18 protein-coding genes and 2 pseudogenes are annotated in these 20,715 nt (G+C 33.0%); 7 read left to right on the top strand and 13 right to left on the bottom strand.

Annotated elements, in window-relative coordinates:
• Positions 1 to 64 precede the first annotated feature (64 nt).
• Complete coding sequence (locus LMD38_RS27645) at positions 65 to 1,714, bottom strand: S8 family peptidase (protein WP_046647639.1); 1,650 nt, start codon at positions 1,712 to 1,714, stop codon at positions 65 to 67.
• A gap of 355 nt (positions 1,715 to 2,069) precedes the next feature.
• On the opposite strand from LMD38_RS27645, the gene LMD38_RS27640 reads away from it, so the two are divergent.
• Positions 2,070 to 2,537, top strand: coding sequence for an RsfA family transcriptional regulator (locus LMD38_RS27640; RefSeq protein ID WP_046647641.1), 468 nt, complete (start codon positions 2,070 to 2,072; stop codon positions 2,535 to 2,537).
• A 161-nt stretch (positions 2,538 to 2,698) separates the two neighbouring features.
• On the opposite strand, the gene LMD38_RS27635 is transcribed toward LMD38_RS27640, so the two are convergent.
• Positions 2,699 to 4,396, bottom strand: a complete 1,698-nt coding sequence (locus tag LMD38_RS27635; protein WP_046647643.1) for a helix-turn-helix domain-containing protein — start codon at positions 4,394 to 4,396, stop codon at positions 2,699 to 2,701.
• A gap of 1,178 nt (positions 4,397 to 5,574) precedes the next feature.
• On the opposite strand from LMD38_RS27635, the gene LMD38_RS27630 reads away from it, so the two are divergent.
• The 3 genes from LMD38_RS27630 (at position 5,575) to LMD38_RS27620 (ending at position 9,462) form a co-directional block, all read left to right on the top strand.
• A complete protein-coding gene (locus LMD38_RS27630; protein ID WP_046647645.1) occupies positions 5,575 to 7,284 on the top strand; it encodes a hypothetical protein in 1,710 nt (569 codons plus the stop codon).
• A 943-nt stretch (positions 7,285 to 8,227) separates the two neighbouring features.
• Positions 8,228 to 8,371, top strand: coding sequence for a hypothetical protein (locus tag LMD38_RS27625; RefSeq protein WP_162837644.1), 144 nt, complete (start codon positions 8,228 to 8,230; stop codon positions 8,369 to 8,371).
• A 131-nt stretch (positions 8,372 to 8,502) separates the two neighbouring features.
• Positions 8,503 to 9,462 (top strand): tyrosine-type recombinase/integrase, encoded by a 960-nt coding sequence (locus LMD38_RS27620; protein ID WP_046647647.1) that lies wholly within the window; start codon positions 8,503 to 8,505, stop codon positions 9,460 to 9,462.
• Between the two features lie 411 nt (positions 9,463 to 9,873).
• Here the strand turns inward: LMD38_RS27620 and LMD38_RS28675 are convergent, their stop codons facing one another.
• Complete coding sequence (locus LMD38_RS28675; protein WP_256490000.1) at positions 9,874 to 9,996, bottom strand: hypothetical protein; 123 nt, start codon at positions 9,994 to 9,996, stop codon at positions 9,874 to 9,876.
• A 618-nt stretch (positions 9,997 to 10,614) separates the two neighbouring features.
• On the opposite strand from LMD38_RS28675, the gene LMD38_RS27615 reads away from it, so the two are divergent.
• Genes LMD38_RS27615 through LMD38_RS27605 form a run of 3 tightly spaced genes read left to right on the top strand, consistent with a single transcriptional unit; the run spans position 10,615 to position 12,927 of the window.
• Positions 10,615 to 11,550 (top strand): S8 family peptidase, encoded by a 936-nt coding sequence (locus tag LMD38_RS27615; protein WP_046647649.1) that lies wholly within the window; start codon positions 10,615 to 10,617, stop codon positions 11,548 to 11,550.
• Between the two features lie 16 nt (positions 11,551 to 11,566).
• Positions 11,567 to 12,325 (top strand): SAR2788 family putative toxin, encoded by a 759-nt coding sequence (locus LMD38_RS27610; protein WP_046647651.1) that lies wholly within the window; start codon positions 11,567 to 11,569, stop codon positions 12,323 to 12,325.
• Positions 12,326 to 12,351: 26 nt separating this feature from the next.
• Positions 12,352 to 12,927 (top strand): hypothetical protein, encoded by a 576-nt coding sequence (locus tag LMD38_RS27605; RefSeq protein ID WP_046647653.1) that lies wholly within the window; start codon positions 12,352 to 12,354, stop codon positions 12,925 to 12,927.
• Between the two features lie 284 nt (positions 12,928 to 13,211).
• On the opposite strand, the gene LMD38_RS27600 is transcribed toward LMD38_RS27605, so the two are convergent.
• From LMD38_RS27600 to LMD38_RS27555, 10 genes and pseudogenes are all read right to left on the bottom strand, one after another.
• A complete protein-coding gene (locus LMD38_RS27600) occupies positions 13,212 to 13,625 on the bottom strand; it encodes a HEPN domain-containing protein (RefSeq protein WP_046647655.1) in 414 nt (137 codons plus the stop codon).
• Positions 13,612 to 13,998 (bottom strand): nucleotidyltransferase domain-containing protein, encoded by a 387-nt coding sequence (locus LMD38_RS27595; protein ID WP_046647657.1) that lies wholly within the window; start codon positions 13,996 to 13,998, stop codon positions 13,612 to 13,614. Before LMD38_RS27595 ends, LMD38_RS27600 begins: the two co-directional genes overlap by 14 nt.
• Positions 13,999 to 14,019: 21 nt before the next feature.
• Positions 14,020 to 14,391, bottom strand: coding sequence for a hypothetical protein (locus LMD38_RS27590; RefSeq protein ID WP_046647660.1), 372 nt, complete (start codon positions 14,389 to 14,391; stop codon positions 14,020 to 14,022).
• A 19-nt stretch (positions 14,392 to 14,410) separates the two neighbouring features.
• A pseudogene (locus tag LMD38_RS27585) lies at positions 14,411 to 15,088 on the bottom strand (ThiF family adenylyltransferase); the annotation flags it as partial.
• Between the two features lie 116 nt (positions 15,089 to 15,204).
• Positions 15,205 to 17,082, bottom strand: a complete 1,878-nt coding sequence (locus tag LMD38_RS27580) for a reverse transcriptase domain-containing protein (RefSeq protein ID WP_033665583.1) — start codon at positions 17,080 to 17,082, stop codon at positions 15,205 to 15,207.
• 631 nt (positions 17,083 to 17,713) lie between these two features.
• Positions 17,714 to 17,896: a ubiquitin-activating E1 family protein gene (locus tag LMD38_RS27575; RefSeq protein ID WP_000029266.1), complete on the bottom strand. Its 183-nt coding sequence runs from the start codon at positions 17,894 to 17,896 to the stop codon at positions 17,714 to 17,716.
• A gap of 2 nt (positions 17,897 to 17,898) precedes the next feature.
• A pseudogene (locus tag LMD38_RS27570) lies at positions 17,899 to 18,209 on the bottom strand (hypothetical protein).
• Between the two features lie 49 nt (positions 18,210 to 18,258).
• Positions 18,259 to 19,221 carry a hypothetical protein gene (locus LMD38_RS27565; RefSeq protein ID WP_046647663.1) on the bottom strand — a complete coding sequence of 321 codons (963 nt, stop codon included), beginning with the start codon at positions 19,219 to 19,221 and terminating at the stop codon, positions 18,259 to 18,261.
• 48 nt (positions 19,222 to 19,269) lie between these two features.
• Positions 19,270 to 19,914, bottom strand: a complete 645-nt coding sequence (locus tag LMD38_RS27560; protein WP_046647665.1) for a hypothetical protein — start codon at positions 19,912 to 19,914, stop codon at positions 19,270 to 19,272.
• Positions 19,892 to 20,713 (bottom strand): hypothetical protein, encoded by an 822-nt coding sequence (locus LMD38_RS27555; protein WP_046647667.1) that lies wholly within the window; start codon positions 20,711 to 20,713, stop codon positions 19,892 to 19,894. Before LMD38_RS27555 ends, LMD38_RS27560 begins: the two co-directional genes overlap by 23 nt.
• Positions 20,714 to 20,715 lie beyond the last annotated feature (2 nt).

Here is a 20,715-nt window from a genome sequence, read left to right as displayed (position 1 = left end):
CTCACTATTATTATAAATAACTAGTTATATAAGAATCCTTTATACTAAGAAGTTCTTTCTACCATTATTCTGGGAAAATAAAGGTAGAGTCCCCTTCACTATTAGTGGAATCTTCTTTTGGGAATGTAATAGTAGATCCTTCATTTCCCTTATTCCCTTTATTTATCTCTGGTTCATCAGGAAATACAATGGAGGAATCATTACCTAAGTTTGGTGAAAAACCAAGTTTAGATAAAATGGCTTTTAAGTCAGGTAAAACACCAATTTTATCAGAGATTGGATCGTTAGATTTCGTCCCAGTACTAGGGTCACTTAAAATATCCCTAAGCTGGCTTGGTGTATATACTTTTCCCTGATTATTTTTTGCAATTCCTTGAATTGATGCAGCAGCACCAGCAATAATAGGTGATGCGCTAGATGTTCCACTAAAGCTAGAAGTATATAGATTTGTTGTAAATTCACTTGGTTTAGCATCTGTTGTATCTACTGCATTCCCCCATCCATACACATCCACTCTACTACCATAATTAGAGAAATATGAACGCTTATGAGGAACTCTTGCAGAAGCTGCTCCAACCATAATTGCCCCTGAATCTTTAAAATCAGGACTATTACGATTTAAAACTTGTTTACCGTTACGGTCTCTGAATTGATCTAAATCGTTTCCGCCGTTTGCACCTGCTTCAATAATAATAATTCCTTTATTTGCTCCCAGACGAATTGCATCAAATATATCCGGTTTTACTTCTACAGGAAGATAGTTCTTATCTCCATATCCATCGTAAGTTGCTTGTGCCTCTAGTAAAAGAATATCTCCAGCTTGCATATTGTTAACCGCACTTAAAATAGCATCAGCTGTATTATAATTTCCGTTATCCCTAATTTGAGATACAACCTTTACCTTAGCTTTGGGTGCGATTCCAATTCCGCCTATGTTATTATCCTCTGCCGAAACAATTCCTAAGACTGAAGTACCATGATCATGGTGCTCGCTTTTATTTTGTCCAGATATCAATTCAATCTTTTGATTCACTAAATCCTCATGACTAAATAACCACCCATACTCCATATCTACGAATGTAGTCCCTTTTCCATCCCCACCTTTTATGCTCCAGGCATAAGGTGCATTAATTCCTAATGGTGCTGGTTCAAGATAACCTTGTCTTGTAAGTCTAGGCTCATCATATGGGTTAACAGATAAATTTGGTAAACGCTCTTCTGGTGACGCCTCTTCTTCCTGTAAATACGCCGTTTCAACAAGAGATGATTTCTCAATTTTTGTAAGTAACGCTTGTACATCAATACCATCTTGAGTTTCTACAATATAGTAGTTTAGCAAATTAGAAGAAATATGATCAGAATCTTTTATTTCTTTACCTAGATTTTTAATTTCTTTAGGATTTAAAGAATTAAAAAGTCGATTTATAGTTACATTTGGATATTCAGCTAAAATTCCAATGAATTCAGGATCTTGTTTTTCTTCTTTAATGAATTTTTCTATTCCATCCTGATATGGTAAATTCGCTTCATTTTTAAATTTTAAAATTAATTGTTTAGTAGCTTGCTTATGTACAGTAGAATTCAATTGCTTATTTGAATAATTGTAAGTAGCTGCGTAGGCAACTTCTGATTTTTCACTTGGAAGTATACCACCTACTCCATTAAATGCTGTTAATGCAATTGAAGAAACTAGAATTCCCTTAAAAATTTTCAAAACGCACACCTCTTTTTATTAATATATAATTATAAAAAAATGTATATTACCTAATTTCTTTCTAGAAATATATTTTATATGTAGGTCTATATTTTCAACTCCATTCATTCTTAAATATTTGTTTATACATCATTCATAGAACTAACTCATGTCAATCCAATCTATTAATTTAGTTACAAACCTGTAACTATTATAGTTACAGGTTTGGTGAATAGTCAACCTTATATGTAATTTTGCATTGAAAATCATAGATACTTCTATAAACTTACCCTTAATTATTGTAAGAGAGATTGAGCTTCTATCATTTTAAGTAACTGCATATATGTAATATAAAACATATATGGGGGGTTAAAACGTGGTAATTTCAAGACAAGATTCTTGGACTAATGATAACGATTTACTTCTCGCATCAACAGTACTTCAGTATATTCGTAACGGTGGAACACAATTAGCTGCATTCAAAGAAGTAGCAAAACTACTAGCTAGAACACCCGCAGCTTGTGGATTTCGTTGGAATTCATATGTGAGAAAACAATACCAAGACGAAATACAACAAGCCAAACAACACCGTAAAGCGGGAAACAACATTCCTCTCTCCCAATCAGAAAAAGAAACAAACTCTTTGTCTATTACATTAGATGACATTATTCTCTTTCTACAAAATTATAAAGATGTAAATGAATTGACAATTTTACAAAATCAAATTGAAGCTTTAGAAGCTGAGAATCAATCCCTTCTACAACGTTTAACTATGTATGAAGAAGAGTATCATATGTTACTGAACCATATCGATAAGACAAGAAGTTTAATTGTAGTGGATTAAACCGCATAACTATTTTGATTTTCCAGTAGGACCTTCGCCCTCCAAAATTACTTTTAATAAAAGAAATTTGGCCTCTTGCAATTGATAATAAGTAAAATACACATACATAATGTATGTGTATTTTTAATTGGACTATTATTAAAAGAAATGTTTAGTCTATGTTACATCTTTTCTAATATTTCTTGTCTTTCGCACCATTTCGTTAGCTTTTCTAATGCTTTTTTAGATAAACGTTTTGTTTTATAATTGCAAAATCTAGATAATGTAGACGGAGAAATACTAATTTCATCTGCTATTTCACGAATACTTACTTTTTTTTCATTGTGTACTTTCAGTATTTGTTCACGGATCTTCTTCTCTATTTGTTCGACTGATTCTACAGTCTTCTTTACTTCTTTAACAACTGTTACTTCAGGTAATTGTTCTTGAAGTTCTTCTATACATTTCTTTCCGATTACCCTATCCATTGATTGCAGCATTTCCTCAGGCGGTAAAATCGTTATTCCTAAATTAGCGTAATAGTTTTTAAACCAATTACGTTTCCCAATTTGTTGTTCATCAAGTGGATCACTATACTCCCAATGAGAGATTACTTTTTCATTTTCTAAATCCATTAGAACATTTTCCAACTGTTCTCTAATGCGATTCGGCTTCCAATCTTTTGGGATATCCATTACTGCTAGCAGCCCTTTGTCCCCACCTATAGAATATGGCTTTTTCAATGATGAATACATTTGTCTAATTCTCCATTGCCATGTTAAGTATCGAATTAACCTTTTATGATATTTGTGTCTATAACTATTGTATTCAAGTGCTTTTTTAGATAATAACGCTGTTGTATTATTTGATCCGTATAAGTAATTGGTTAAAAAGCTGCCTGGCTTAATACGACAAGACTCAATGCCCATGTATTCATTAGTAACACTATGTCTCCACAATACAACTGAATCTAATACAAATAACCTTTTGATTACTTCACGTTTTAATTCTAAACGTTCTCCATCATCATCACGGTCATTTAATACTACTACCTCATTATCATCATTTAAATAGATAAAAATGCTTGCTAAAGCCGCAATTCTCTTTGCTATTTTAATTTTATCTTCCGCTCTATAGTATTCTTTATTTTTGACTACTGTTTTTGGAATGTTACACATTTCTAAAACTTGCTCATAAGAAAAATCAATGAATTCGTCTGGAGATTTTGCTTCGTTTATCCATTGTATTGTAATTGCATCTAAACAATCTGCCGTTAAATCATCCATATTACTCATTACATCATCGACAAGGGTATTCCACCGAGCAGCTTCTTCTATATTTGTAAGTCTTAAATCTTCATCTTTGTGTGAAGAAAGCTGAGCTACACCATTAGAAGATTTAGTTTCAATAGGATATTGTAAAACCTTACTTAACTCATCTTCTTCAAATTGATTTTTTGCAATCCCATCTCTTAGCTTATAATAAACAGCAGAGTTATTTACCTCATAATAATCCTCATAGTTTACTATGCTTGTCTTATCTATATTTTGATCATTTTCTACTACTATGGAACTTGAAGGTGCTACATCTTGAAATTCTTTTTCTATAAATCCTTCGATTTCTTTATATATTTCTTCCTTATAGGAATCAATTTTCGCATAAATTTGTACTAATGTAATACCGGATTCTTGCTTTTTTTCTAGCCAAGACACTAATGCAGTAAATGATGGAGATGCATGAGATGAGGTTAATACTTTATTATTATTGTTTTCAACATCTTTAAAGTATGCATTCCACTTATTCCATACTAGCTCATTTGTTTTATAAATTGGCTCAGAGATTAACAATGCATCTCGAAACATTTGTAATAAATTATCCACTTTATATCCCTCCCTAAACCATGGATCATAACAAAGTAGTTTTCATCATAAAATTCCTTACTACTATTATATTTAATTTATTGTAACAGATATTTACAAGGTTTTGCGTCTTTCTTCCCCTAACTCGTCATCTTGCAACATGGTTGCTCTTTCTCTTCCTATTTCTTCTCTACTTGCATTCCTTTTGCGCTTTGCTTTCCCTTAGTCCTCAATTTGCAACATGGTTGCTCTTTCTTTTACCTATTCTTCTTTACTTACATTTTTTTGCGCTTTGCTTTCCCTTAGTCCTCAATTTGCAACATGGTTGCTCTTTCTTTTACCTATTCTTCTTTACTTACATTTTTTTGCGCTTTGCTTTCCCTTAGTCCTCAATTTGCAACATGGTTGCCTTTTCTCTTCCCTATTTCTTCTTTACTTGCATTTCTTTTGCGCTTCGCTTTCCTTAACTCATCAACTTGCAACACGTTTGCAGTATCCTTTCCCTATTTCTCTCAACTTGCAACAGTATAATTTATTTTTCAACCTAGTAATTTTAAAATTTTTAAGCTATTTTTCTTATATTTTGAGTAAGTTACATACATAAAATGCAACATGTTTGCGGTATCCTTTCCCTAACTTCCCTACCATTTTCACTCTAATCCCTTATATACCAAGGGTTTAGGTACTTTTCCACTTACTTATATACATATCATCCAACTTGCAACACGTTTGCGGTATTCATGCCCTTATTCTTTACACAAGATGCAACACTGTTTGCGGTATCCTTTCCCTATTTTCAATCTATAAGTGCCAAAAAACCCTTTTATATCAAGGGTAATCCTTGCAATTCATTATTAATGATCCTGCTAACCAACTTGCAACACGTTTGCGGTATCCTTTCCCTAACTCCCCTATCATTTTCACTCTAATCCCTTATATATCAAGGGGTTAGATACTTTTTCTGCTTATTCATATACATATAATCAACTTGCAACACGTTTGCGGTATCCTTAACACAAAAAAAAATTAAGAAATTCTCTTAACCCTTGATACGACTAGCTTCATAAGCTGTTGCAAGTTGCTATTTTTCTTCTTAAAGGAGCACATTTTTACAAAATTCGTTTTGCTATAATCAAAATTGGAATATTTTATAGTAATTTGGCATATCTTTCTGAATTTGTAGAACGGAGGTGAAAAAGATGGGAAAATCATTTGTGATACGTAATCAACGTAGCTTAAATGGGGAAACAACCAATGCTGTGTTAGTAACATTAAAAGCTTGGCAAAAATTTGTGGAAACATTTGAGGAGAAGTACTACAGCTATAAAGATACATATTTAGAAGATATTCTGCAGCACATGACATACGAAGAACGTATTGCTGACGTAGAAGGCTTTGTCGAAAAAGCCAAACCATCTTTTTCACGTCGCGCAATGTCTGCACTTGCAGGAAAAACAGGAAGAAAACATAAATTATACGGCATTACGAATGCTGATCTCGAAGTTTTCTTATATCTACATAAGAAATGCTTTACTAATGGTGTTATTCCAAATGTAACAATACATATGATGTGGGAAGATTACAAGCAATACAAAGAAGAATTTGCTTATATCCAACACTCTCAATTCTATATTGCATTAAAGAAATTAAACTTACATAACATTATCTCCATTGAAAACGGAGTAGATGGCCGATATACTATCAAGCTGACTCATTTTATGAATGAGGAAACAGGAAAAGCAAATCCATACGTATATATTAGTCCTGTTGTATTTACAAAGGCTTTCTTTAAGCTATCTGTAGCGGCTAAGAAACTATTCTTAGATATCGCCATGCAACAACATACAGAAACAACATTAAAGCGTTCTTTGGACAAGCAGGACGAAAGAGGCAACAAAACTCACTTCGGTGGGATGTATCGTTTCTTACATAAAAAATATCCGCATCAGATCCGTGCGGTTATCGAAGAATTAACAACTGCATTACCATGTACGGGGAATCCCCTATTCAAAATTTGCAAAATGCAAAAAGGTGTAAAGCATACAAAACGATATACAACCTTATATTTATCTATTCATTCGGATTTTTTATGTAAAAAAGAATCTGGAGAAGAGCAACACAGGGATCCATTTACACCAAAAGCTACCTATGCTCGTAAAGCGAAATTTATAGAAGCAGTTCTACAAGAGATGAATATCGGTGAACTGTCTGCAGACATGAATAAATTCATTCATGTATTAAAGCATACTTGTCATCGCCAAATCCGCAGTGTAATTCGCGGACTTCGTGACATAATTGATCGAAAAGAAGGATATCCAACGAAAATTGTATATACATTGAAAAAACTATTACATCAAACATCTCAATATCAAATCCTTGATGCTGCAGCGAAAGAAGGTATCTACCCTCTTATTGCGCAACATATACCAAAAGAGAGAAATAGTGACCGTGAGCAAGCTGTCTTTAATTTCGGTTTATATTATTCTATGTACTCTCTACACAACATTAAGAAGATGTTTAAGAATGTGCATGCACTACTGAAGCAGAAGTTTGCGGTACCTGTGACGGAAGAATCTTATCACCGTAATTATTTAAAATACCCGGAAGAAACGTTATTTAGAAAATATGCATATGATCAAGGTGTGAATCTTCATGCATATATCGCTTTAGAAATTGAAATGCGAGAAAAATTAAAAGTTCGTGGTCATAAAGAACGCACGATCCCAAGTGATGTACGTGAATGGTTTATCGAAGCCATTGATAAGCTACCACAAGAAAAACTTCGTGTGATTGAGCTACCAAAGCAGTTTAATTTACTAGAGTTTATGCGTACCTTCGAACGTTTAGTACGTGCTGGTGTAACAATAACAGCTCCAGATCAGGTACTAACTGCAATGGAAATAAAATAATAACAACTAGCTCTCTATTTTTGAAAAAAACAAAAGTGGAGGGCTATTCGTGTTTCTTTAATTAGTAATACCTTCCTACTACTCTATTTATAAATACCAAATCGAAAGAACTTCATGTAAAATGGAGTCTTTTTTTATGCACTTCTATACAAATTTGGTTCTATCAATACATAACTCTCCACATAATACTAGAGTGTGTTCTTCTAATGTATTAAAACCTATCTCATAATACCTACAAAAAATCAAAAGGAAAATAATAATAATAGTGGATATGAGGATAAATATGATCCAATGTGGATAATATTTCCTCAATACCCCTGATAATACTACTGTCGCTCATTTTATCTAATAAAAATCATCAATAATAATGTGAGTTATGTGTAAATACTGAGTAATGTTAACAAATAGCTGCCTAACCTGAATGAAATGTGGATAATTAGAAGATTAATACCAACTTGATTACCAAAATAAGTAAAACAACTTCTATTTACAAGATTGAATATATATAATGCGATTGGTATCAAATTCTTTCCGATTTCATGTAGAAATATAGTATTTTCTTTCTGCTTTTTTGTAGAATTAAAAGTCTAATAATCCTTGAATCTACGGATACTTTTTCTATAATTTATGATTTTTTATGTTTTTATATCAACTTTCCCCTTGCAGCAGTAAGTCTAACCTCTATTTTAAATAACCTATAAAAGTTTTATCTTTATTTCTTTTTAATATATAAGATATATATTTATAATAGATTTTTAATACAGCTAGTATGTTTGTTAATAAGATGTCCGACTTAATTGAAAATATTTGTAAATTACGTTATAATAATGGTAATTAAACAGATCATTACCCTCATACAAAAGGACAAACCTACGTATCCCTACCAGGACTAGGTTTGTCCTTTTTTCATTTTACTAAACAATTTATATTGGGAGGATTAAACATGGCTGTACTAAAAGATATGAATTACATAGAAAAGAATACTTATAATGAGATTGGATTTTTTAAAGGTATTCTTTGGGGATTAGTTTTTGTAGTGCCCTTTTGGAGTATTATGATAGCCCTATTTATTTGGATTTATAATTAATAAACAACATATCCCAAAAACAAAGGGTTGTTTGTCCGTTTGCTTTTGGGATATGCCAGCAACCGTGCGTAGCAAAGGGCGGTAGCAGGTCTTTCACTTATTTTCTGTTATAATATATCCAATGAAATTAGGTGATTATATTGAATGAAACAATTAACTTAGAGAAAACTTTAGAAGCTTTCTCTACATATTTAAGTGAAAAAGGCCGAAAACATTCTACAATCCAACGCTATGCATACGATATTAAAGATTTTTATAGATGGTTGAATGAAAATGAGTTGCTTTTACATATCAAATCATGGAATGAAATATCCGTAGATGATTATCAAGCTTATTTCTCCGTGTTAGAAAACAAACGAGAATATTCTCTTAAAACAAGGCACAGGATATGGGTGGTTTTAAAGAAGTTACACATGTTTTTAGGTATAGTTAGTCCATTAGATTATATTCATCTCTCTTTAATTCCGGATCAATCACTAAATGACAATGATTTTATTACTGTATTGGAAGAAGCACTTTTAAAACAAACTGTTCTATCAACTAAGGGATTAACAGAGAGACAAGCTAAATATCGCCCTCTAATCATGAATAGAAATGCTTGTATAATTAATTTAATAATAAACTATGGTTTGTCTTTGCAAGAGCTTGTATCGCTTAATATGAGCCATATACAGTTTGCTAGGAACACTATAATTGTTCCAGGAGAAAACGGAGTTACTAGATCCATCTTCTTAACAGTCGAAGATACAAAACAGCTTTACAAATATTATTCGACTATCCCTGAACCTGTAAGACCTCGACAGCACACAGATAATCCCCTATTTGTGGCATTTGATTTTAATCGAGGTACTTATCGATGGGTTTACGAAAATGATGCACCAAAGGCTTTGTCTGAGGTTGCTATACAAAAGATGATTCGACTTGAAGTGAAACGAGCAGAATTAGATAGGCGTATTTCTGCACAGCAGCTGAGGAACACATTTATTCTTCGCCTTATTAAGCAAGGACTTTCTGAAAGTGAATTAATTGCTAGAATTGGTTTTAAGACTAAAATATCGTTAAAAAGATATTTTCAATATTTGAATTTATAAGTCATATAAGGAAATTTGATATAAAATATTTATATCAATTAATCGTGCTGAGGGATTTATTGGTGATATTTCACCTTAATTCATATCTTAATTGGCTCAATTGAATTTATTATTAAACAATAAACTCCCTCTGCTTTAAATCATAATAGAGGGAGTTTAATTATTTCGTATACAGGTATATTAATTGTGCATTTTGTAAATTGTAACTTTAGATACAGTAACAGATCTTGCACCAATTAATCGTAATAGTAAAGATTTATGATTCTCATCACTATGTATTATATAACCAATTCCTTCGTAATAATGAGCACTTAAAGTTTAGTTTTAGAACTCTCCATCTGCTAACTCCTAAGTCTTTAAGCCGTATTGCTAAATCACTCATTTGATTTACTTTGCTGTTTTTTTGTCAGTTTACTTTTCCTCCTCTATTTTTAGATCTATTTCTTTAATTAGATTTTCATTGGTCTTCATTAATTCCTCGAAGTACTCTTCTTTATTTTCTTCTATGTACTTCATAAGTTCCTTAAATTCCATTATAATCTCCTCTTCGCTTTTACTTTTAAGTATTACTCTAATTCAAAGACAGATAACATCTCAATTTGTAGAAATGATTTTAGAACACCCCAAACTCCCTCGGATTCATGTAGTTGTACCTAAAGAAAATTTTCATACGTATTAAATCCAACCTCATTATATTAAGAATTACCTTAGTGAAGGAACCTCTTCAGGAAATGTCATATCTTTTTATCAAGTTTTTGCTGATTTTGTAATTTATCCCCACCTACGTTGCGCTTAGAGGAAGGAGAATTCTAGTTGGAATTCGTTAAAAATGAATATATCTTGGTACTAAAAAACTGCCGAGTTCAATTAATTTGGTTCAAGATGTTTTTTAATGCATTTTTTACAGTGACATCTATTTATAACAAAAAGATTTCGGGCTTTTCGTTCATTGACATTATGACAAATAAATCTTCTTCACCATTAATATCATGTATAGTAAACCACGTTAATTATCGCAATTACCATATGTAAATATTAACATAAAAAAGAAATAATTTGCAGACTTATAAAGCGTTTTCGCGAATGATATCTTTATATTTGGATTAAATAGTATTAATTACAATACATACCTTGAAAACATGTAGAAAAGAGGTGAATAAGGTTAAAAAGATTTTAATTATTATACTAACAGTACTAGTTTTGTGTAGTTCACTTTTTTATTTTGTTTTTTATAGTGAGTCTACGTTATCAAAAACAAAATCTAACATTCCCTACAAAAAAGAAGAACAATCTGTAACTTGGGGAAGAAAGGCTGTAATAGAAGATAGATTTACTGGTATTCAAAATAAAATCAAGGTTGCTATTTTGGATAATGGTATATATAAAGAACATGAAGATTTAAAAGGTAAAGTTGTAAAAGAATTCAATACTATTAATTTAAATAATCCTATTATTGATGAAACTGGCCATGGAACTGCTATTGCTGGAATCATAGCTGCTGAAAATAATAATTTGGGAATTTTAGGTGTAATGCCAAACATTCAACTCTATGACGTCAAAGTCCTTGATAAGCAAGGTAAAGGCGATGTTGACCATCTTATTAAAGGTATACGTTGGTGTATAGAACAACGAGTTAATATATTAAACATTAGCTTTGGGTTACAATCTGAAAGTCCTGAATTAAAAAAAGCAATAGATGAAGCAGTAGATTCTGGAATTATTGTAGTAGCTGCTGCCGGTAATACTTATGGATTGGGTGTAGACTATCCCGCTAAGTATGAAAATGTTATATCTATATCATCAGTAAATAAAGAATTTAAACGTGCTAGCTCATCTGCCAAAGGAAAAATAGATTTTGCAGCTCCTGGAGTTGATATATTGTCAACTAATCAAGATGGAGGGTATTCCACATATAGTGGAACATCGTTTGCAACTGCATTTGCAACTGGTGTTATAGCTGCATTATTAGCTGAGGGCGATAATACGCTTAACTTGGACCAAATTAAAAAAATTTTAATTGAGCGTTCAATAGATCTAGGAAGTACGGGTTATGATAATGAATTTGGCTATGGTTTAATACAAAAATGACTAGGAGTGACTAAAGATGCAAAAATTATTAATAAAAATAATGATATTGACTTTATTTATTACTTTAATTCCTAATTTAGGGATTATTGTTCATGAAGCTAATGCTGCAACACAAGAAACAGACCTAATTGATCAAAATGTAGAACAACAAGTTGATAGTAGCGTTTCAGAAGGGTTGAACGTTGAGGTTGTTACAGATAATAGTGCAGAAATTATAGTAGAAAGTGCAGTAAATGCTGAAGATTTTACCGCATCAACGGATGTTTCTTTAGATAAAGAAACAGGTGATATTCAGGTTAATGGAAACTTTATTGATGAAAATGGAGAAGAAATAAAAGTAAATTTTGATGTTGAAGTCATTGAATCAAATGAAGAAGTATTCATCGCCAACTTTAGAGATCAAAAAACTGGTAAAATATATGAGTATGATACAACAAAACTTCAAGCTTCTGTAATACCAGCCGTTCCAGTGGTATTAGCTTTAGTAGCCAGAGCAGGTATCCAAGCTGCTATAAAAAAATGGGGAAAAACTGCTTTAAGACAAGTTTCTAAGCAACTAACAAAATCAAATAGTCCAGTGTGGAAAGGTCTATCATCACATAAAGGAAAAACAAAAACTAGTGGTAAAGGTTCAAAAAAGAAATACTATGAATGGGATCATACTCATAACGACATTGAGGTTTATGATAGTAAAGGTAAGCATCTAGGAAGTATGGATCCACTTACTGGTGACATGATAAAAGGTCCTGTTAAAGGTAGATCTATAAAAATATAATAGTTTGAACAGAGGTGTATTATTTCTTGAAAAAAATTAGAGGTTGGAAAAGAAGAGTAAGAAAGCTGAATGAATGGAAAGTAGAGAATAGTCAATTTGATAATAAATTTTTAGAGGTTAACCATTTTGATTATGTAAAAACTTTTAATTATCTAGATACACAGGATTTACCAATTTGGTATAAAAAGAAAGTGATTTGTGCATTAGTTGAAGTTTTTCAAAGTTGGAAGTCGACCGCCGAATCTAAGTTTGATCACTTTTATTTAAGATTACAGATAAATGGAAATGATTTATTAGATTCTCAGCTAATTATAGCTTTAGATGAACAAATAGTAGAGTATAAAAATAAATTCGTCGAATATCAAACTCAATTGGAAAAGCCGTTATTTTTAAATAACATTGCTCTCAACTGGCAGGCATATCATTTAGTTTCTATTTGGCTAGAAGATGAAATAAATACTCTATCTGCAACAGAAAAAGAATTATTATTAAATAATTTACTAGAGGTCCGAAAGGTTACCTCCTACGAAGATGAAACTTCTAATGAATATTTAATTAAGGACAGTGTCATTTGGGTATCTGATTACGAGAATATTAAATAGAATAAGTATAAAAAGTAAATAACTTCTAGAACATGGGTTTAGTACAGTACTAAACTCATGTTTTTGATTCTAGTTAAATTTATATTCCATGTTTGAAACATTGCATTGCCACTTTATTACTTGGTGATTCCTCTTTAATTTCTTAATAAATATTCAGAGTTATATTGTTATCCCCATAGCAAAGTATCATTTCATACTGCCATGGAGCATTCCTCCTTTTTTATTAGATAGAAAAAGAGAGTCCCTATCTAATAGGCACTCTCTTTTATGTATATCCTCTATTTTTAATCAACTGTGATTTCATGTATATTCAACTTGTTTAACTTTTCCATATAAAAACTCATTACTTTTTGAGCATGTTGTATAGCGATTAATCCATCTTGAACAGTAAGTGCTTCAAAATACGGATAACGAATGTCTGTAGCATAACCATTCAGCTGCACACATTGTTCTAAAATCAATGAGAACTCCTCATCTAATCTACAACAAGATTTGTGCAGCATTAAAAGGTTATGAGTTTTTGGGACTATTCTACCATTTAGTGCAAGAAATCCTTTTAGAAGTTTTTCCACACATTGTTGACTATGATAACAAATAATTGCAGTAGGGAAAGGTTTCATGTGAGTTAAGTAACCAGCAGAATCTAAATCAGATTTTGCAATGAATACCCATTCTTTTAGATCCTCAGTATTTCTCATATAGGACCTTCCCTTCTAGTGCAATCTTATGTTCCATAGTTACGGTACGGTTAGCACGTTCTTGAAACTCTTCTGGCCCATACACTAAAATATCAACTGGTGTTTCCATAACATCATAAATACCCCAATTGATACGATTAATGACTTCTCTTTTTCTTTCTCCGACACCTTCCACAACAATACAGAGATCAAAATCACTGTCTTCATTTGGTGTGCCATATGCATGAGAGCCAAAAAGGATGATTTTTTGGACAGAAGATACAGTTTCACGAATCTTTTGCACCAATAGGTCCAATTCCCTTTGTACTTCTTCGTTAATCCGAATCACTCCTCGGATAAAGTAATTATATTGACGTTTAAGTATATTATACATGTGTTCCTCTTCTCCTTGCTATTACATATTTATTTTTATATTTTTCTCTTGTTTCCCAACGTTCTGCAATGCTTGATAACATTCGTATATCTGCTTGAAATCTTGTAAAAATCCATCGTCAGAGATACTATGAAATCCTTTAAAGTTCTTTCTACACCAATATAAAATGCTAGATTCATCCTTCGCTAAAAAAGAATCCGGATTGAAATGAATCAAAGCCCCTGCTAAACAAGCCAGAAGCAATGGTATCATTTCGGAATCTTGCTTTGATAAATCAAGTACAGATACAACGGTATACTGTTTATATTGGTAGTATTGTAGAACACCATTACACATGTTTGTTGGTGTTAAACTGTGTTGTAATTGAGTGGAATCTAATTGATACACTCTCATCTTGTCCCCTCCTATATCATTACTTCTCAATTGGTGCAGCTTTCATAAAAGCCTTTTGAGCTTGGAAAATGATATAGTGATTCGATACGGTACCTTCATCAAAGAGTTCGTTAACGAATTGGGCAACAGTCATGGCAGCGAACTTATTGGTAATAACGCGCTGTGGTTCTGAAGCAGCTAATTCGGAACAACTTAATTGACTTGGAGCCGTTTCTTTTTTCGTAAAAGCATCCGGAAATAAATCGCCAAGCGGTGAAAGAATGACCTCGCCATTCAATTTAACTCCACATACTGCTTGTCCGTTATAACCACTGTTTTTATAATCAGCTATTTGTTGAGGTGTCCAATGTCTTTTATTTACTTCTCTCCAATTATCAGGAACGGTTACAGCTGTATTCCCTACATCGATGTAAAGAAGATTATCCGATTGATGGAAGAATTGATGAAAGACCTCACGAGAAAACATATTATCTACTGCCCCAATTACAATTGGCAGATACAAGTAGTCGTCTTTATGTTGTTTTTTTAATAAATCATATTTATTACCAAACAACTGCTGCATTGTTTCTATGTCTTCTATGTACTGTGACGTAAAGGAAGAGATAGGAACGTTATAGCCAGCTTTATATCGACGAGCCAGTACTTGTGCTTTGTATTTACCAACATCAGGTCGAATAAAGAGTTGATTTCCAAGGTTGTAGAGTAGGAAGCGAGCGCCTTGTCATATTGCTATGACAGGTTTCTCAAAACCCCTCACCGAACCGTACGTACTCCTCTCAGAGTATACGGCTCTCCATCAATTGCTTGTCAGAGTTATTTTTTTCTATTTTTCGCTATAAGTTCTACTCTCATGTCATAGTGAATTTCATTATGGCAATCCTCACAAACGGCTAATGTTTTGCGTCTACGGGCAATCATTAATTTTTGCCATTTGGCTTTGCCTTTCTCAACATCTTTCATTTTTCGAACATGGTGCATTACTAAGTTAGAATCGGTTTTACCACAATGTTCACATTTGTTGGCTGACAATCTATCTATAAGGCTAGTTGTTGACATGTGAGCTCTTGAGGCTACCATGTTGTCGATGTTATTTTCTTGTGTTTTCATCTTAGTTATATCAACCGTTCTAAACCCTTCCTTGTAGAAAGAATGAGAGCGTTGTTTGCCTTTTTTATCTTTGTAATTGACTACAAATACACCGTTTTTGCAATATTTCCCCTTGATTTTTCCAATTGAGCTTTTATATTTATTGGCGAACGTTTTATACATACTGTATTCTAGAACGTAACTGAATTTTTGGAGTACCGTTGAATTAACTGCATATTTGTAGTAGTTGTACATCCCTCTAATCTGTAATACATAATTATGTAGTATTTCCAGATCATCTAAGTGTGCCATTTCTGGTCTATGCTTTGGTTTCCAAGTTTCTTTCCCATTCACATACTTCATTTCTAAAACATTCAGGGCAAGTAATTTATTTCGCCATGCTTCATGGGGGATTTCAAGTCTTACTTTTAGATTATGATGTCTTCTTTTAGCACCCTTCACTGAGTATTTGGTAAATAGCTCATTTCTAGTGATATTGACATTGTATCCAAGAAATTTTGCTTTCTTGCTAGAGTGGGTGATAAGTGTCTTTTCTTCTGATAAAGTTAATTTCAATTCTTCATTGAGAAATTGAGCTATATCAAATTTAATGGCTTTGGCATCATCTTTACTGCCGATTAACATTACAATGAAGTCATCAGCATATCTAACATATTTTAGGGACTTGAATTTATCCGACATTGGATTATAGTAAGGGCGTTGCCCTCTTTCCTTAATCCATTCGTTGACTTGATGGATTAACTCTTGAGATTCATTGAGTTTACCTTGTTCTCTTAGTAAGTCAGCTTTCTTACGACCTCTTTTTATTTTGAGGTGTAAGTATTGATATCTTTTATCAACTTCTCTGTCTTTTGGTTGACCTTTTCCGAACCTTTCAGCGTATTTTGCCATGTATATATCTAGTTCGTTTAGATATATGTTAGCAAGAAGTGGACTCAGAATACCTCCTTGTGGTGTTCCGCTGAATGTTTTGTGGAATTGCCAATCCTCCATGTACCCAGCTCTTAGGAACTTCCATATTAACCCGATAAGTGTTTCGTCATTGATACGTTTTCTTAGTAGGTTAATTAGGATATGGTGATCAATATTGTCAAAGAAACCTTGAATATCACCTTCAATAAACCATTTAGTTCCACTACCACTCTTTTTAATTTGTTTAAGGGCTGTATGACAACCCCTATTTTTCCTGAATCCATGTGAGTTCTCAGAAAAGTTTGGTTCATAAATAGCTTCTAAGATGTACTTTATTACTAATTGAACAAGTTTATCGTCAAATGTCGGTACCCCAAGAGGACGTTTTTTCTTACTCCCTTTTTTATCAATATATACTCGCTTAACAGGGGTAGGTTTATAGTTACCATTTTTAATATTGTTGATGATTTTAGATACTCTATTTTTTGAAAAACCATCAACAGTGTTATTTATGGTTCCTCTAGTCATATTACCTGGATTGGCATATATTTCTTGATAAGCTTTATAGTAGAATTCCGGATTATAAAGATTTCTATATAATCTGTTGAACTTATAGTTTTCTTTAATAGTATTCTTTGACAAGGTGTTCAATACATAAACTGGATTTCTCATCAGCATCTCGCTTCCTTCCTGTTTATTATCATCATGAACTAATTGACTGCCTTCCTTCGCCATCTTGATTTCACAATCATGACCTAACGTGATTTGTCATACGTTAGTGTGATAGGCTTTCCCTATCTCTGACTACTACGAAGGCTCCGTTACCATATGGAATATTCAAGAGCCACATTTCTTGGTTTTCACCTTGAAATCATCCTCTATAGCCATAAATGGCGCTTCCACTTAGGTAATCCCCATTTAGTACCTTGTAAATAGTTTGTAGTAATATCGGTTGGGACTTTCAATCTTTACTAATGTACTTTAGTTGGTTCTCTAGTGTGAAACACATCTCTCTCCACAAAAAATAGATGAGATGAACTAGAGACATATCGTTCCAATGTCTATTTCGATATGATCGTTGATAAGACCCCTTGATTTATCCTTCACGCAGTTTAGCATTCAACCTTGTTTACCACGGTACACCTAGAAATTCAGTCGCACTCATGACATTAGAGTGACTTATCCCGTTGCAGCCATGCTACACTCCCCGCTCACTTTCGATTACGGATAAGGCTACCGGTGTCGGGTTATTACCTTGTTTCACTTCACCCGCTGATTTACTAAATCAGAGTTTACAAGGCCCTTATGGGCGCACTTTTTCTTCAACCGTGTCTGGATCTGCAACTACAATTTCGCCATCCAATTGAAAAATACTCATCATTTGAGCAATATGTTGTAAAATTAATCCTCCGTTTCCTCCAGCACCTACTAATACAATATGTGGTACAATCTTCTTTCCTTCTGCAATATCAATAACAATACTCATTTTTATAGCCCCCTATTTTCTTTTGATTGTGTATTCTCTAAATTTCGTAGAAATGGAATCGATAAATTTGTAATCCTATGCACGGTATACAAGTCAAATGAATGCATCAATAGTATCGGTGCAGCATAAATGACTCCTTCCTCTGTCCTTCTAATGCTTTATATATGTGATTCATCTCTAACTTGCACATAAATTGAAATAGCTTATAGTCATCATGCGATTCCTCTATTGCATGTTTATTCTTTGTAAGAACTAACATGTAGTGCTTTATCTTTGTAAACATTGAGCCGTGAATTGTTTTTAATGTTGTCATAATAAAGAAAGAGACATAAAATATGTCTCTTTTACGCCCCCTTGTGTATCTATTTTAAAAGTGTGATCCTACTTAAATCGTAATTTTGGCTTATCCCTTTCGTTGCATATTCTCCTGCAAATATAAAGTTAGGGTTAATAGAATGAAATTCCCCATTTACACAAGTGCGTACAAGTAGTTCAGGGAAAACATCCTCTATTCTGCCAACAATTGCATAAAGAATAGGAGCCCGTTCACTTTGATCATCTAAATCACTTGGTTCAGCAGAGAAACGATGATGACTATGTATCTCCATAATTTTCATAGCGATAGACTGCATCTCTATATTCGTTTCAGGGATTACAATTTCAGTTGCTACCTGCTGGCGTGGAAAGTCCATAAAATAACCACGCTCTGTATTGAAATAGATATCAGCATGTAATTCGCAATCACGTTTACGAGAAATGGCCTGTGCAATAATGATAAAGTCCATTAATAAGATCCTCGGAATAAAATCCCCAGGTAAAAAATGCTTACGCCAAGCACCAAAAGAAAAAGGACAATCTGAAATAGATTGTCCCTCTACAGTACTTGCTCCTTTTGCGCCGACAGTTAAAATCGGAAGTAGTGCATTTGTATCCTCATCAAATTTAATGACAGTTAAGCCTTTAACAAATGAGGGATAACGATGCTCTAATTTTACGCGGATGTCCTCTGCTTCTATTTTTCTTACATCTGTTGAATCTCCATTTTGAACAGCGATTCCATGTGTAATTTCTTCTTCTGTAAACCAATCTACTAACGGTATATCTCCAAATACTACGTGACGAACAACCGTTGTTGTATTGATTTTATCTAGACAATCTGTAGATTTTGTAGCCTTAACTTTCTTACTACTCTTTGTCTTATCTTTTGTTTTTTCCTTTTTTTCTTCCTTTTTAGCAGTGGCTTGCTCTGAAGCAGCTTTTTTCACTGGTACTGTTGTTTCCTCTACTTGTTTTTCCATATCAAAAAAATCGAATAAGTTAGTCATATTAAAAATCCTCCTAGTATGTTTTCTTGTATATAATCCCGCTATTTATTAAAAAGTAATTTCTGATTCTATTAGAATAGAATCATCAAAACTTTGGTTTTCAAATCGTTTAAATAACTCTCCTACTGGTTCCGTGTGAGTATGTGTAAGGTCATGGTTGAATGAACTTGCAAAGAATAAAACATGAAATGTTTCTAAATCTTTTAAAGTCCGGAATTCAGGTATCACAACTCTACCCGTACATACAGATCCACTAGGATGAACATTAGAATATGGAAATTGATATAATTTCATTCCTTCTTCTAACTCCATATCTTCTTTTACAGCAAAGACAGAGATATTCGTAACTCGTTTTTGGTACACCGTATAACGAAATAATAGACGTGGAAAGCCTACTTGTTGAAACGGTCGTTCAAAAAAATGAATATCCCACTGAGCCTTTGGTACTTCAATCCAAACAGCTTGTTTATCTCCACTCTTAGATAACACCTCGTGTTTTATACAACCTTTTGGGAGTACGCCACTAGAGTAATGAGTATTATCTTGTGTACCCTGCTCCATAACTTCTTTTAAAGCTAAATAAAAGTCCTTAAAAGTAACGGCAGTTTCTCCACGTGATAATTCGTTGTTAAATTGCTGTATGGTTACAATTCCTTTTGGCTCTAAAGCATCAAATATTGCTACTGTCTTCATTTGTTGTTTCCCCCTGCGTATAGATTGCTTCCAATAAATCTAGTAACATTTCAAATTTATATGGCCCGTATAATGGTTCCTCGCCATAATAGAGATAAAGAGATTCCTCATTAATTTGGTAAGAATACCTTACTGGATAACAATCTAGTAATATTGAAATTTTTTCTTTATGCTTTGGTGATATGCCATCTATCGTTTCAGCTATAGCACCCCATGTGTCCTCTGCAGCTTCCTGTATTTCCTTTAATGGTATGTCGAATAATGTGGAGAGCTTTTCATGCTCTTCTTCATCAATTGGAAAAGCTTCTAAGCCCATATCTTCGATCATGTCCGTACCCAATTCTTTAAATCCTTCTTCATGGTCTAATTCATAGATATTCTCTCGCTCTAAATACGATGGAGAATACTGTGTTACATCAATCGAAAGCGCATGCAGCCTTTTAAAGTAATGTAAGAAATGAAATTGACATGAATAAAATTTAGATAGATTTATGTTTAATAGGTTCATGGAAAGTAAGAAGATTACAATCGTATCTGTTGTTTCTATGTCCTCCCACCTTAGTGATTGGTTTTCATCTAGAAAATCCACACAAGTTAGGATTTTACCAATTGCCCCATGAGAGATTTTGTTGAAATCTATCTCTATATCTTTAGAAAGGCTTTCTAATATATATATTTCCTCTTGATATCTTTGTTTAATTTGTTCCCAACATACAATGCTATAAGTTTTGTTTAACTTAAGTGATAGTAAGTAGTTTGACATCGCTACATTAGATGCATAGCTAAATAATTTCTTCATTT

This window comes from Bacillus pacificus, from assembly GCF_020861345.1.
Classification (GTDB): domain Bacteria; phylum Bacillota; class Bacilli; order Bacillales; family Bacillaceae_G; genus Bacillus_A; species Bacillus_A pacificus.
This window is presented reverse-complemented; position numbering and strand designations above follow the sequence as displayed.

What these genes read in the sequence shown, in the direction of transcription:
- LMD38_RS27565 (WP_046647663.1), bottom strand. Translation starts at nt 19,221, where the DNA reads ATGACTAACTTATTCGATTTTTTTGATATGGAAAAACAAGTAGAGGAA.
- LMD38_RS27575 (WP_000029266.1), bottom strand. Translation starts at nt 17,896, where the DNA reads ATGAGTATTGTTATTGATATTGCAGAAGGAAAGAAGATTGTACCACAT.
- LMD38_RS27625 (WP_162837644.1), top strand. Translation starts at nt 8,228, where the DNA reads ATGGCTGTACTAAAAGATATGAATTACATAGAAAAGAATACTTATAAT.
- LMD38_RS27580 (WP_033665583.1), bottom strand. Translation starts at nt 17,082, where the DNA reads ATGAGAAATCCAGTTTATGTATTGAACACCTTGTCAAAGAATACTATT.
- LMD38_RS27590 (WP_046647660.1), bottom strand. Translation starts at nt 14,391, where the DNA reads ATGAGAGTGTATCAATTAGATTCCACTCAATTACAACACAGTTTAACA.
- LMD38_RS27610 (WP_046647651.1), top strand. Translation starts at nt 11,567, where the DNA reads ATGCAAAAATTATTAATAAAAATAATGATATTGACTTTATTTATTACT.
- LMD38_RS27600 (WP_046647655.1), bottom strand. Translation starts at nt 13,625, where the DNA reads ATGAGAAATACTGAGGATCTAAAAGAATGGGTATTCATTGCAAAATCT.
- LMD38_RS28675 (WP_256490000.1), bottom strand. Translation starts at nt 9,996, where the DNA reads ATGGAATTTAAGGAACTTATGAAGTACATAGAAGAAAATAAAGAAGAG.
- LMD38_RS27595 (WP_046647657.1), bottom strand. Translation starts at nt 13,998, where the DNA reads ATGTATAATATACTTAAACGTCAATATAATTACTTTATCCGAGGAGTG.
- LMD38_RS27555 (WP_046647667.1), bottom strand. Translation starts at nt 20,713, where the DNA reads ATGAAGAAATTATTTAGCTATGCATCTAATGTAGCGATGTCAAACTAC.
- LMD38_RS27560 (WP_046647665.1), bottom strand. Translation starts at nt 19,914, where the DNA reads ATGAAGACAGTAGCAATATTTGATGCTTTAGAGCCAAAAGGAATTGTA.
- LMD38_RS27630 (WP_046647645.1), top strand. Translation starts at nt 5,575, where the DNA reads ATGGGAAAATCATTTGTGATACGTAATCAACGTAGCTTAAATGGGGAA.